Source organism: Microbispora rosea (genome assembly GCF_900156315.1).
GTDB lineage: Bacteria > Actinomycetota > Actinomycetes > Streptosporangiales > Streptosporangiaceae > Microbispora > Microbispora rosea.
On sequence record NZ_FTNI01000002.1, the window covers coordinates 152604 to 165889 of the forward strand.

Below are 13286 nucleotides of genomic sequence, written 5' to 3' on the forward strand. Positions count from 1 at the left end.
TGTCGGACGGTGCGCGGGGCCCGTCCGACACGGTTGAATTGATCTCAAGCGTTCGGGGGAGCGGCAGTGGGTCGTAGGGTCGTCACGGGTTTGGTCTGTGTGTTCGTCGCCGGAGCGCCGCATCCGGCGCTCGCCTTCTCCGGGGAGCCACCCCGGCCGGCGCCGGTCAAGGATCATTGGGGCATGACCGACCTCGCGGTCGGCATCACCGCCTCACCGAAGGTGGCGCAGCCGGGGCAGCCGTTGACCTACCACGTCACCGTGCACAACAAGGGCCCGGGGGACGCCGTGCTGCCGACGCTGCGGGTCGCGCTGCCGAAGGACTTCAGGATCGTCAACGTGGGCGTGGCCGAGTGCGAGCCCGGCAAGGCGCGCAACCGGGTCGTCTGCCACTCGTCCGACGATGTCCTGCCCGGCGGCTCGGGCGACATGACGATCACCGGAGTGATCGCGCCGGGCGCGCACGGCCCGCTGCGGGCGCGGGCCGACCTGACGTCCGAGGTGCTCGACAAGGACGAGGCCGACAACACGGCCGAGGCGGTGACCCGGGTCGACGAGGGGGCCGACCTGTCGATGCGGTTCCGCTCCTCGGCCAGGTTCATCCGCCCGGGCCACTGGTTCTCCATACGCGCCGAGGTGCGCAACCGGGGGCCGCGCGTCGTGCGGGACGCCTACGTGTTCTTCCAGCCGCGCGAGGCCCGGCTGCTGTCCGCACGAGGCGGGCGCTGCCGGGGGAACCGCCAGTTCGTGGGGTGCTCGCTGCCGCCGATCAGGTCGGGGTCGCGGGGGCTGATCGAACTCGTGTTCCGGGTGCCGTCCCGGGCCTCGCACGCCGTGGCGACGATGGCCACCGTCTACTCGCGCCGCTACGGCGACCGCCGCCCGGCCAACAACAAGGCGAGCGTACGGGTGGCCCTGCGCCGCGCCTGACCCGGCGACGGGCCGTCAGCCGGGTCGGCGGCCGGCCCGGACACCGCAGATCGGCGGAACAGCGGGTTCAGGCCGGTCTTCGTTGACGGCGGACATCGAGTGCCAAGCAGCCTTGCGTGCAGGCGGGCGTCGGGTTCAGGCGGGGGTCGAGGCGGTCCAGGCGTCGGCGACCATGTCCCGCAGCGACGCGTGGGCCGGCTTCCAGCCCAGCTCGCGCTGGATCTTCTCCGACGACGCCACCAGCACGGCCGGATCACCGGGACGGCGCGGCGCGACGGTGGTCGGGATGGGGTGCCCGGTCACCTCGCGGCAGACGTCCACGACCTCCTTGACCGAGAAGCCCGTGCCGCTGCCGAGGTTGTAGATCCGGTGCTCGCCGGGTGTGCAGGCGTCCAGGGCGAGCAGGTGCGCGCGGGCGAGGTCGGCGACGTGGACGTAGTCGCGGACGCAGGTGCCGTCCGGGGTGGGGTAGTCGGTGCCGAAGACGCTGACCGACTCGCGCTCGCCGAGGGCGACCTTCAGGATGTTGGGGATCAGATGGGTCTCGACCGTGTGCCGCTCGCGGAACTCGCCGTACGCTCCGGCCACGTTGAAGTAGCGCAGGCTGACCGCGCCCAGGCCGTACAGCCCGGCGAAGGCGGTGAGCGCGGTGTCCACGGCGAGCTTGGACGCGCCGTAGGGGTTGCCCGGGCGGGTCGGGTCGGTCTCCAGGATGGGCGTGCGCTCCGGCTCGCCGTACGTGGCGGCGGTGGAGGAGAACACGATCCGGTTCACCCCGGCCTGCCGCATGGCGTCGAGCAGCGCGAGCGTGCCGCCGAGATTGTGCGACCAGTACAGCCCCGGCTTCTCCACCGACTCGCCCACCAGAGACTTGGCCGCGAAGTGGAGCACGGCGTCGAACCCTTCGGACAGCACGCCGCCCGCCTCGGTGATCGACGCCTGCACGAACGCCGCTCCCGGCGGGACGGCGTCGGCGTGCCCGGTCGACAGGTCGTCGAGCACCGTGACCTCGTGCCCCTCCTCCAGGAGTTGCGCCGCCACGACACTGCCGATGTACCCGGCTCCACCAGTAACCAGCAGCTTCACTGTTTGCTCCTGTTCAAACTTGTTTGATTATGTACGTCCAGGGCCTAGCTTACGCGGTTCCCAGGAGGAGCGGGTTAAATGCCACCAGTACCGCAATCTCAGCAAGCCGCAGGAGATTGCGACGACCGGCCTGGCCTGCCTGACACCCGAACGGACTGATGACGTTGAGCAACGTCGCGGTGACCATCGCCCTGGTCCTGATATTCATCGTGATCGGCGGATTCTTCGCCGCGGCCGAGATGGCGATGGTCTCGCTGCGGGAGAGCCAGATCCGCCGCCTGAGCCGTGACGAGGGACGCCGCGGCGCGCGGGTCCAGAAGCTCGCCCGCGACCCCAACCGCTTCCTGTCCGCCATCCAGGTCGGGGTGACCGTGGCGACCGTGCTGTCGGCCGCGCTCGGCGCGGACGCGCTGGGCCCGCGGTTCGCCCCTGTCCTGCAGCAGTGGGGCCTGCGGCCGAGCGTGGCCGCGCCCGTCGCGTTCGTGGCCGTCACGCTGGCCATCTCGTACGTGACCCTGGTGCTCGGCGAGCTGGCGCCCAAGCGGCTCGGCCGGCAGCGGGCGGAGAGCCTGTCGCTCGTGACCGCCCCGCTGCTCGACCGGATCGCCACGCTGTCGAGGCCGGTGATCTGGCTGCTGTCCAAGTCGACCAACGGCGTCGTACGGCTACTCGGCGGCAACCCGTCCGCCGACAGGGCGGCCATGACCACCGAGGAGCTGCGCGACATGGTGGTGGGCCACTCGGAGCTCACCCAGGACGAGCGCGACGTGATCGCCGAGGTGTTCGCGGCGGGCAAGCGGCAGCTCAGGGAGGTCATGCTGCCTCGCACGGAGGTCGAGTTCATGGCGGCGGACACCCCGCTCGCCGAGGCCGCCGTGCTCGCCGCGGCCATGCCGCACTCCCGGTTCCCCGTCTACCGCGACACCTACGACGACGTCATCGGGTTCGTCCACGTGCGGGACCTGCTCGACCCGGTGCGCACCGGGCGGCTGGACCCGATCAGCGAGGTCGTGCCGATCCGCCCGGTCAAGCTCGTGCCCGCGAGCAAGCGGGTCCTGGCGACGCTCGCGGAGATGCGCGACGAGGGCCACCACCTCGCCATCGTGGTGGACGAGTACGGCGGCACCGACGGCATCGTGACACTGGAGGATCTCGTCGAGGAGCTCGTGGGCGACATCCGTGACGAGTACGACGAGAGCGGCGACGCCGTACGCGTGATCGCCGGAGACGTGGAGGTCGAGGGGCTGGTCAACCTGGACGAGTTCCACACCCAGACGGGTGTGCGGCTGCCCACCGGGCCGTACGAGACGCTGGGCGGATACGTCATGGCCTTCCTCGGCCACCTGCCCCAGCGCGGCGAGATCGCCGAGGCGCCGGGCGTGAAGCTGACCGTGACGGAGATGGACGGTCGCCGCGTCTCCCGCGTCCGCGTCACCCGCACTCCTCCCGAAGACGCGGCGCCCGCGGCGACCGGCTGAGCGACGGGCGGTGCGGGGGACCGATGCGGGGCCGGTGCGGCGCTTCCCACGGCCGCGCCAGATGGAGGCGTCTCCCGGCGGGGACGGCGCCCGCGCCATGGCCGCGTCTGTCGCGGGCAGCCCGCGACTCCTGACAGAATTGCGGTATGGCTCTTGCTCGCGTCCTGTCCGGTATCCAGCCCACCGCCGACTCGTTCCACCTGGGCAACTACCTCGGCGCCATCCGTCAGTACGTCGCGCTGCAGGACACCCATGAGGCCTTCTTCTTCATCGCCGACCTGCATGCGCTGACCGTCGCGCCCAAGCCCGAGGAGCTGCGCCGGCGCACCAGGATCGCCGCCGCCCAGCTGTTCGGCGCGGGGCTCGACCCGGAGCGCGCCGCGGTCTTCGCGCAGAGCCACGTGCGCGAGCACAGCGAGCTCGCCTGGTATCTGATCTGCCAGACCGGCATGGGCGAGGCCGGGCGGATGACGCAGTTCAAGGACAAGTCCGCGCGGTACGGCGAGAGCTCGGCCAGCGTGGGCCTGTTCACCTACCCGATCCTCCAGGCGGCCGACATCCTGATCTACCAGGCCGACCAGGTGCCGGTCGGGGTGGACCAGAAGCAGCACCTGGAGCTCAGCCGCGACCTCGCGCAGCGCTTCAACAGCCGCTACGGCCAGACGTTCAAGGTGCCGAGCCCCTACATCCTCAAGGAGGTCGAGAAGATCACCGACCTCCAGGACCCGATAGCCAAGATGTCCAAGTCGTCGTCGAGCCCGCAGGGCATCCTCGACGTGCTGGAAGAGCCGAACGTCCTGCGCAAGAAGGTCATGCGCGCGGTGACCGACACCGGCAGCGAGGTCGTCGCCGACGAGGAGAACAAGCCGGGCGTCACCAACCTGCTGCGGATCCTGTCCGCGCTGACCGGCACGCCGATCCCGGAGCTGGAGACGCGGTTCGCCGGGCAGGGATACGGCGCCTTCAAGAAGGAGGTCGCCGAGGCCGTCATCGAGACGTTCTCCCCGATCCGGGAGCGTACGGAGAAGCTGCTGGCCGACGAGGCCGAGCTCGACCGGTTGCTGGTCGCGGGCGCCGCCAAGGCCCGCGCGGTGGCCCGCGAGACGATGGAGCAGGTCCGCGAGCGCCTCGGCCTGCTTCCCACGCCGCACTTCGACTGAGCCACGCCTGAGCCGCGTCCGAGACCACGCCTGAGACCACGCCTGAGACCACGCCTGAGGCCGCGGCCCCGCCCCGGGCCGCGGTCGCCGCACGCATCGAGACGCCTCCTCCGGGTACACAATGCCGATGGGAATGGCGATGGTCGGCCAGGTCACGCGGCGGGTCGACGAGGTCAGGGCGTGGGGCCGGATGCGGATCGAGCGTGACCGGATCCGCTTTCCCTGGTTCGACCACCTCATCCGGACCGTGCAGCGCTACCAGGTGCAGACGGGGGACCGGCTGGCCGGCGCCATCACCTACTTCGCGTTCCTGTCGTTCTTCCCGCTGATCGCGCTGGCGTTCGCCCTGTTCGGGTATGTCGTGACGATCCGCCCGGACGCGCTCGCCACGCTCACCGAGGCGATCAACAGCCAGCTTCCCGGGCTCGCCGGGCAGCTCCACATCGACCAGCTCGCCGGCGCCCGGGCCCGGGCCGGGGTCATCGGTCTGCTCGGCCTCCTGTACGCCGGGCTCGGCGCGATGAACGCCCTGCGCGAGGCCCTGCGCACCGTCTGGATGACCTGCGCGCCGCCGCTCAACTACTTCGTCGGCAAGCTCCGCGACCTCGTCGCGCTCGTGCTGATGGGCCTCGCCATGCTGGTCTCGGTGATCGCGAGCGGGTTCGCCACCGGGGCCACGACCACGGTCGCCGGATGGCTCGGCCTGGGCTCCTCGCCGCTGGCCGGCTTCGGGGTATGGCTCGCCGGGATCGCCGCGAGCCTCGTCGCCGACCTGCTGCTCTTCCTGGTCATCCTCGGCTGGCTGGCCAAGCCGTCGCAGCCGTTCCTCGTCGTGCTCAAGGGCGCGCTGCTGGGCGCGGTCGGCTTCGGGGTGCTGAAGCAGCTCGCGGCGCTGATCCTGTCCTTCACCCTGCGCAACCCGGTGTACGGCACGTTCGCGGTGGTCGTGGGGCTGCTGCTGTGGATCAACCTGTCGGCCCGGGTGATCCTCTACGCCGCCGCGTGGACGGCGACGGCCACGCTCGGCCCGCCGCCCGAGCCCACCCCGCTGCCGTCGCCCGCGATCACGCCCACGACCGGCCCCGCCTGACCTACCGATGCGCCCCTACCGGGGGCGCAATCCGTGGAGCGCGGTCTCCACGACCGTGTCGGCGTACTCGGGGGTGAGCGGGCCGCTGCGCTGGAGCCATCGGTTGAGCAGCGGTCCCCACAGCATCTCGATCGCGACGTCGAGGTCCAGGTCGCCGGACAGCTGCCCGGCCCGCTGCGCGCTGCGCAGCCGCTGCCTCTTCAGCTCCTTCATCGGCCCGTCGAGCCGTTCCGCGTACGCGGCGGCGAGCGCGGGGTCGTGCAGGATCTCCGTGTTGAGCGCGCGCATCGGCTCGTCGTATCGCGGGTCGTTCAGCTCGGCGACCGTCGCGCGCAGGACCGCCTTGAGGTCGGCTTCCAGGTCGCCGGTGTCGGGCAGGGCCGCCGACTCGTCCTCCCCCTCGGAGAGCATGAGGAACGCGTCGAATAGCACCGCCCCCTTGGAGGGCCACCAGCGGTAGATGGTCTGCTTGCCGACCCCGGCCCGGGCGGCGATCCCCTCGATGCTCAGCTTCGCGTAGCCGACCTCGCCGACGAGCTCGAACGCCGCGGTGAGGATGGCCCGCCGTGAGGTCTCGCTGCGGCGCTTCGTGCCGGGAGCCGTGCCGTGCTGTGCCGTCATGCCGCCGAACCTACCAAAAACGAGACGAGACGATCCGTCTTGACAAGGATTCGGAGCGACGCCATGATTGGCCAATCGAGACGATACGTCTCGTTTCATTGAGGTAAGCGAATGGAGTGTCCATGCGTACGACGACCGCCGCTTCGGGACGGGTCTGGTTCATCACCGGTGCGGGGCGGGGGCTCGGCCTGGCGTTCACCAGGGCCGCGCTCGACAACGGCGACCGGGTGGTCGCCGCGACCAGGACCGTGGCGCCGCTGGAGGGCCTGGCCGCCGAGCACGAGGACAGGCTGCTCGTGCTCCCTCTGGACGTCACCGACCGCGCGGCGGTCCACGCCACGGTCGACCGGGCGACCGAGCGCTTCGGCCGGCTCGACGTCGTGGTGAACAACGCCGGGATCATGTCCATGGGGATGATCGAGGAGTTCACCGAGGCCGAGGCCCGGGCCCAGATGGAGACCAACTTCTTCGGCGCGCTGTGGGTCAGCCAGGCCGTCCTGCCCTGCCTGCGTGCTCAGGGGTCGGGGCACATCGTGCAGATCTCCAGCATCGGAGCGCTCGGGGGCTTCCCCACCACGGGGCTGTACAGCGCGAGCAAGTTCGCGCTGGAGGGCATGAGCGAGGCCCTGGCGATGGAGGCCGCGCGGTTCGGGGTGAAGGTCACCATCGTCGAGCCCGGCGGCTACTGGACCGACCTGTACACGAGCATGACCGCGACCACGCCGATCCCCGGCTACGCCCCTCTGCGGGCCGAGCTGGAGAAGCAGTGGGCCGAGGGGTCGGTGGACAGCGATCCCCGGCTGGCCGCCGAGGCCGTGCTGACGCTCGTCGGCAGCGACGAGCCCCCACTACGGCTGCTGCTGGGCGGCACGGCCTACGACCTGGCCTTCGACGTCTCCCGCCGGCGCATGGAGACGTGGGCACGCTGGGAGGAGGTCAGCCGCGCCGCCGAGCACGCCATCCCCGCCCCGCCTGCCCGCTAGCCGGCGGCGTCGCCGGGCGTCCTGCGGCGCCGGCGCAGGCCGTACGCGCCGAGGGCGAGGAGCACGAGGACGCCGCCGCCGATCAGCAGGGGGGTGGCCGCGCCCGTGGAGGCCGGGTCCTCTCCGCGTGCCTTGGCCGCGCCGACGTCGGCCGCGCCCGGCGTCGGCGAGGGCCGTACGGCCAGGGGGGAGGAGGAGGGCTTGGGGTCGGGCGCCGGGCCGACCAGCTGGCCCACGGGGGCCGCCTTGCCCCTCGCGGCGAAGCCCCAGTCGAGCAGCTTGGCGACCTCGTCCCAGAAACCGCCGGGGTGATGCATGATCACGACGAGGATGGTGTGGCCGTCACGCCGGGCGGCGCCTACGAAGCTGCCCAGCGCCTTGGACGTCCAGCCGTTCTTGACACCGAGCATGCCCTTGTAGCGTCCGAGGAGCCGGTTGTGGTTGGCCATCTCGTAGTAGGCGGGCGCCGGAGACTCACTGGCCTCGGAGTCGTCACCGCGCTTCTTCTTCTTTTTCTTCTTCGGGTCTTCCTTGGGCGCGGGGAACTTGGCGACCTTCGTGCTGATGTATTCGCGGAAGTCCGGGATCGCCAGCCCGGCCCGCGCGATCAGGGCGAGGTCGTAGGCCGAGCTGCGCTGGCCCGGGGCGTCCAGGCCGTTCGGCGTCTTGGCCACCGTGTCGTACGCCTGGAGCTTGCGCGCCTCCTTGTTCATGTCGGTGAGCGTCTTCTTCACGCCGCCGTTGGCCTCGGCGAGCGCGACCGCCGCGTCGTTGCCGGAGACCATGAGCAGCGCCCGCATCAGGTCGTCGACCTTGTAGATCGGCTCGGGGACGATGCCGACGGCGCTGCCCTCCACGTTGCAGGCTTCCTCGCTCGGCTTGATCTTGCGGTTCTTGTCGAGCCTGGGGATCAGCGTGACGGCCGTCAGCGTCTTGAGCGTGCTCGCGGGCAGGTAGTGCCCGTGCGGGTCCTTGGCCGCGAGCACCGCGCCGGTGTCGGCGTCGGCCACGACGTACGCGCTGGCCTCGGTCTTGGGCGGAGGGTTGATCCCGGCGGGCCGGACGATCCCGTGGCCGGCGAGCAGATCCCCGCCCACGGTGCCGTTTCCCCTGCCGATTCCGGCCACGGTGGCGCCGGCCGCGGCCGTGCCGGTCTCCCGCGGCGCCAGGCCGGGCGCGGCCGGCGCGCCCGCGGCGGGAGGGGCGCCGAGCAGCACCGTCGTCAGCATTCCCACCGTCGTCACGGTCGCGGCGAGAGCCCGCAGGTTCGTCCCCATAGGTCGCTCAGCCTAGCCTCGACTGCCTTCGCATGAAGTGACATATGCCCCATATGTCACAGGGCCACGCAGGCGGCCGCCGATACTGTGGACATGACGAGACGTGTATCGATCTTTCTTGTGGCACTCGCCGTTTTCATGATCTTCGAATGGATCAACCTCGGCTTCAATCTCGCCGACGGGCACGAGACGTCCTTCTACGTCGTCCACGGCGTACTCATCGCGGTGAACATCCTCCTGGCACTGGCGCTCGGGGCGGTCGGCGTGCGGGGATGGATGAAGGGTAGGGCCTGAGCCTGGAACGACCTTGTCCGCTGCGACCCACAGGTCGGCAGGGACCGAACGTGATGGAGGCAAGCTTTGGCGATCGACTTCAACCCCTCGCGTGGCGCGACCCTCGGCGTGGAGTGGGAGCTTCAGCTCGTCGACCGGCATACGCGTCATCTCCGCCAGGACGCCAAGGAGGTGCTCGGCGCGGTTCCCGATCTCAGTGAGGGACAGCGGCCCAAGGCCATGCACGAGCTCATGCAGTCGCAGGTCGAGATCGTCACCGACGTCTGCCACACCGTGGCCGAGGCGGTGCAGGACCTGAAGAAGAGCATCGGCCGGCTGACCGAGGCCGTCGAGCCGCGCGGCATCGCGCTCGCCTGCACGGGGACCCACGCGATCAGCGACTGGCGCGACGCGGTCTACGCCCCCAGCCAGCGCTACGTGGAGCTGGTCGAGGACCTGCAGTGGCTCGCCTGGCGGATCCAGACGTTCGGCGTGCACGTCCACGTGGGCGTCAAGGAACGGGACAAGGTCATTCCGATCGTCAACGCCCTCGCGGCATACCTGCCGCACTTCCTCGCGCTCACCTCCTCCAGCCCTTACTGGGGAGGGCAGGACACCGGGCTGGCATCGAGCCGGGCCATCGTCTTCGGCTCGCTGCCCACGGCCGGGCCGCCGCACCTGCTGGCCGACTGGGCCGAGTTCGAGGAGTACATGGACACGCTGCTGCGGGCGGGCACGATCCGCAGCATCAAGGAGGTGTGGTGGGACATCCGGCCGCATCCCGACTTCGGCACCATCGAGGTGCGGATGTTCGACGGCATCCCGACGCCGCGCGAGGTGGGCATGGTGGCCGCGCTGACCCAGTGCCTCGTGCAGCAGTTCGATCAGCAGCTCGACCGGGGATACAAGCTGCCGCACCCCGCGGCGTGGGTGGTGCGCGACAACAAGTGGCGCGCCACGCGCTACGGCCTCGACGCGGACGTCATCACCGACGACCATGGCTCCACGGCGCCGATGCGCGACGTATTGTATGAACTTCAGCGTGAACTCGAACCCGTCGCCGAGCGGCTCGGCTGTGCCGACGAACTGGCGGTCGTGACCGAGGTGCTGGAGCAGGGGAGCTCATCCGAGCGCCAGCGGGCGATCCTCGCCGACGGAGGGACCCTCCAGGACGTGGTCGACGCAACGGTGATCGAGCTCGCCGAGGACAGGTTCGTCACCTCGAACCCCAACCGCGAGATCGGACAATCGGCCACCTGACGGGGTAGGCCTGATATGTCCGGTAACAGTGCCTCAGTTCTGACAACGCGCGGTGCCCGGTGTAAATACTGGGCAATCCGGCGTATCGGAGGGTCGCGGCATGGAAGGATTGTGAATGAAGGGTCGGTGGAGGCGAGACACGCCCGCGCGACCCTTTTGGGCTTTTTCGTGACTTTTCATGATCATATGGACGATCCGGCGATCCGTGGCGGGACGGCGCACCGGAGAAGGGAAGACCCCGTGGCCACCTCATCGAAGCTCGCAACGCCGGACGCGGCCGTGCCAGGAAGCAACGGCCTGGCCGGGCAGCTGGCGGAATTCCTTCGCGAGCACAACGATGAGCTGATCGAGTTCCGGCGCGACGTACACGCGCATCCGGAGATCGCCTTCAGCGAGCATCGCACGACAGAGAAGATCGCTGAGCGGCTGACGGACGCCGGGCTCACCCCGCACCCGCTGTCGCGCGGCACCGGCCTGTGGGTGGACCTCGGCCGCGACGAGGGGCCCACGGTCGCCCTGCGCGCCGACATCGACGCGCTGCCGATGGAGGACGAGAAGGACGTCCCCTACCGCTCCACGAACCCCAACGCGTGCCACGCCTGCGGCCACGACGTGCACACCTCGATCGTCCTCGGCGCCGGGCTGTTCCTGGCGTCGCAGGCCGACGCGGGAGCGCTCCCCGGCCGGGTGCGGCTGATCTTCCAGCCCGCCGAGGAGGTCGCGGGCGGCGCGCTGGAGGTCATGCGCGACGGCGGCCTCAACCAGGTCGACCGCATCTTCGCGGTGCACTGCGATCCGCGCCTCGACGTCGGTCACATCGGCCTGCGCACCGGCCCGATCACCGGTTCCTGCGACAGCCTGCGCATCCGCGTCGCGGGCCCGGGCGGGCACACCGCCCGGCCGCACCTGACCGTCGACCTCGTCTACGCGCTCAGCAAGATCGTCACCGAGCTGCCGGCCGCGCTGTCCCGCCGCGTCGACCCGCGCTCCAGCCTCAGCCTCGTGTGGGGCCAGATCTCCGCGGGCTCGGTGGCGAACGCGATCCCGGACGTCGGGGTGGCTCAGGGCACGGTCAGGTCGCTCGACGAGGACGCCTGGCACCAGGCGCCCGACATGGTCAAGGCCCTGCTCGACTCGGTCGCCGGCGCGTACGGCGTGGACGCCGAGATCGACTACCGGCGCGGCACGCCGCCCACGGTGAACGAGGCCACCAGCATCCAGATGCTCCACGACGCGGTCACCCAGATCATCGGCGAGGGGGCGGCCGTGCCCACGCCGCAGAGCCTCGGCGGCGAGGACTTCTCCTGGTATCTCGAGTCGGTGCCCGGCGCGCTCGCCCGGCTGGGCACCCGGCCGCCGGGGGTCGTCGACGAGGTCGACATCCACCGGCCGCTGTTCGACGTGGACGAGAGGGCGATCGGGATCGGCGTCCAGGTCATGGCCGCCACCGCGCTGACCGCGCTGTGGGGCGGCGCCCGCTGATCCGCGCCTGATGACCTCGCGCCCACCGAACCCGCGCCCGATGAACCCGAGCCCGGTGAACCTCGACCGCCCAAGCGGCCGAGCCCGCTGAGCCGTACGCCGCCGTGCCCGACGTCTCCCCCCTGCGTCCCGAGGATCCCCGGCAACTCGGGAGCTACCGGCTCGACGGCCGCCTCGGCGTGGGCGGCCAGGGCGTCGTCTTCCGCGGCGCCGCCGCGTCGGGCGGGCCGGTGGCCGTGAAGCTCCTGCACGCCCGGGTCGACGGCACCTCCGCCCGGCGCGCCTTCGCCCGTGAGATCGAGGCGGTGCGCCGGGTCGCGCCCTTCTGCACCGCCCAGGTCCTCGACGCCGACCTCGATGGCGACCGGCCGTACATCGTGAGCGAGTACGTCGACGGGCCGTCGCTGCGCGAGCACGTGACGGCGGCGGGCCCGCGGACGGGCGGCGACCTGGACCGGGTCGCCGTGGGGACGGCGACCGCGCTGGCCGCGATCCACCGGGCGGGGGTGGTCCACCGTGATTTCAAGCCGGGCAACGTGCTCCTCGGCTCCGACGGGCTGCGGGTCGTCGACTTCGGCATCTCCCGCCTCGCCGACGCCACCGCGACGACGGGAAGCCTGGTCGGCACCCCGGCCTACATCGCGCCGGAGCAGCTCGCAGGCCGGCCGGCCGGACCGGCGGCGGACGTGTTCTGCTGGGCGCTCACGCTCGTCTATGCGGCGAGCGGACGGCACGCGTACACCGGTGACACGCACGCGGCCGTCATGGCGCGCATCCTGTACGGCACGCCGGACCTCGGGCCGCTCACCGGCCTGCTGAAAGACCTCGTCGTGGCGTGCCTGGCCGCGGAGCCGGCCGATAGGCCGGACGCCGGACAGGTGCTGAGCGCCCTGCTCGACCGGTCCGCCGGGCGGCCGGGCCAGGCGGCGCAGGGCCTGACCGCGCCGAACTTATCCGGCTCCACGGCGCGGCCACGGCGGGAGGTGGAGGACACGTTGCCGGGGGCGCGGGCCGACGCCGGCCGGGCCGACACCGATCCCACCGGCCCTGATCCCACCGGCCCTGATCCCACCGGCCCTGATCCCACCGGCCCTGATCCCACCGGCTCTGATCCCACCGGACTGCCGGTCGGTCCAGGGCCGACCGGCCTCGAGCAGGCCGGGACCCGTGGGCGCGGTCGCGGGCGAGCGCGCGTGGCCATCGCCTCGCTCGCCGTCCTCGTCGTGGTCGTCGCGGCGGGCGCCGCGTGGGTCCTGACGGCCCGCGAATCCGGGCGGCCCGGCGGGACGTGGACGGGCGTCGCCCGCTATCCCTCGGCCGGCCGTGTCTTCCCGGTCGAGATCCGTCTGGCCGCCCCGGCGCGGATGAGGTGGGGCGCCGACCTGCACTGCTCCGGCCGTCTCACCCCCGCGAGCGGGTCGAATGAGGTGTTCGTGCTGCGCCTCGACCAGGTGAGGGGCGACGCCTGTTATCCCGGAAGCGTCTCGATCACATGGCGGGGCGAGAGCGCGGCCGACTTCGCGGTGACACGCGAAGGGGAACAGGACGCCCGATACTCAGGATCCCTTACCCGTACGAATTGACTCAAACGGGATAAATCTGTCAGGGCCTTTGTGTGGCGCGTTCTCTCGCGCGCCCAGTGGGTA

The 13286-nt window shown here is 71.2% G+C and carries 12 protein-coding genes; 9 read left to right on the top strand and 3 right to left on the bottom strand.

The features are described from left to right. Positions 1–183 precede the first annotated feature (183 nt). Positions 184–930 carry a CARDB domain-containing protein gene (locus BXA11_RS03410; protein ID WP_076432644.1) on the top strand — a complete coding sequence of 249 codons (747 nt, stop codon included), beginning with the start codon at positions 184–186 and terminating at the stop codon, positions 928–930. A 135-nt stretch (positions 931–1065) separates the two neighbouring features. Here the strand turns inward: BXA11_RS03410 and galE are convergent, their stop codons facing one another. Then, positions 1066–2016: a UDP-glucose 4-epimerase GalE gene (gene galE / locus BXA11_RS03415; protein WP_076432646.1), complete on the bottom strand. Its 951-nt coding sequence runs from the start codon at positions 2014–2016 to the stop codon at positions 1066–1068. Between the two features lie 158 nt (positions 2017–2174). Between galE and BXA11_RS03420 the strand changes: the two genes are divergently transcribed. From BXA11_RS03420 to BXA11_RS03430, 3 genes are all read left to right on the top strand, one after another. After that, positions 2175–3494: a hemolysin family protein gene (locus tag BXA11_RS03420; RefSeq protein WP_076432648.1), complete on the top strand. Its 1320-nt coding sequence runs from the start codon at positions 2175–2177 to the stop codon at positions 3492–3494. Positions 3495–3640: 146 nt separating this feature from the next. Beyond that, entirely contained in the window at positions 3641–4654 is a 1014-nt protein-coding gene (gene trpS, locus BXA11_RS03425) for a tryptophan--tRNA ligase (protein WP_030508456.1), read from the top strand. Between the two features lie 127 nt (positions 4655–4781). After that, positions 4782–5744 carry a YihY/virulence factor BrkB family protein gene (locus tag BXA11_RS03430; RefSeq protein WP_239104749.1) on the top strand — a complete coding sequence of 321 codons (963 nt, stop codon included), beginning with the start codon at positions 4782–4784 and terminating at the stop codon, positions 5742–5744. Between the two features lie 15 nt (positions 5745–5759). Here the strand turns inward: BXA11_RS03430 and BXA11_RS03435 are convergent, their stop codons facing one another. Beyond that, the gene (locus tag BXA11_RS03435; RefSeq protein ID WP_076432652.1) at positions 5760–6365 is read right to left on the bottom strand and encodes a TetR/AcrR family transcriptional regulator; all 606 of its coding nucleotides are present in this window, start codon (positions 6363–6365) and stop codon (positions 5760–5762) included. A 122-nt stretch (positions 6366–6487) separates the two neighbouring features. On the opposite strand from BXA11_RS03435, the gene BXA11_RS03440 reads away from it, so the two are divergent. Then, positions 6488–7348 (top strand): SDR family oxidoreductase, encoded by an 861-nt coding sequence (locus BXA11_RS03440; protein ID WP_076432654.1) that lies wholly within the window; start codon positions 6488–6490, stop codon positions 7346–7348. Here BXA11_RS03440 and BXA11_RS03445 read toward each other — a convergent pair. Beyond that, positions 7345–8625: a D-alanyl-D-alanine carboxypeptidase family protein gene (locus BXA11_RS03445; RefSeq protein WP_076432656.1), complete on the bottom strand. Its 1281-nt coding sequence runs from the start codon at positions 8623–8625 to the stop codon at positions 7345–7347. The two genes, BXA11_RS03440 and BXA11_RS03445, sit on opposite strands and share 4 nt — an antisense overlap. A gap of 93 nt (positions 8626–8718) precedes the next feature. Here BXA11_RS03445 and BXA11_RS03450 point away from each other — a divergent pair, with 93 nt between their 5' ends. The 4 genes from BXA11_RS03450 to BXA11_RS03465 all read left to right on the top strand — a co-directional run bounded on the left by BXA11_RS03450 (position 8719) and on the right by BXA11_RS03465 (position 13223). Further along, on the top strand, positions 8719–8919 hold the full coding sequence (locus tag BXA11_RS03450; RefSeq protein ID WP_239104746.1) for an SCO4848 family membrane protein: 201 nt from the start codon (positions 8719–8721) through the stop codon (positions 8917–8919). A 66-nt stretch (positions 8920–8985) separates the two neighbouring features. Next, positions 8986–10158, top strand: coding sequence for a glutamate--cysteine ligase (locus BXA11_RS03455; protein WP_030508462.1), 1173 nt, complete (start codon positions 8986–8988; stop codon positions 10156–10158). 240 nt (positions 10159–10398) lie between these two features. Then, positions 10399–11640, top strand: coding sequence for an amidohydrolase (locus BXA11_RS03460; RefSeq protein WP_373320530.1), 1242 nt, complete (start codon positions 10399–10401; stop codon positions 11638–11640). 104 nt (positions 11641–11744) lie between these two features. Further along, positions 11745–13223, top strand: a complete 1479-nt coding sequence (locus BXA11_RS03465; protein ID WP_076432660.1) for a serine/threonine-protein kinase — start codon at positions 11745–11747, stop codon at positions 13221–13223. Positions 13224–13286 lie beyond the last annotated feature (63 nt).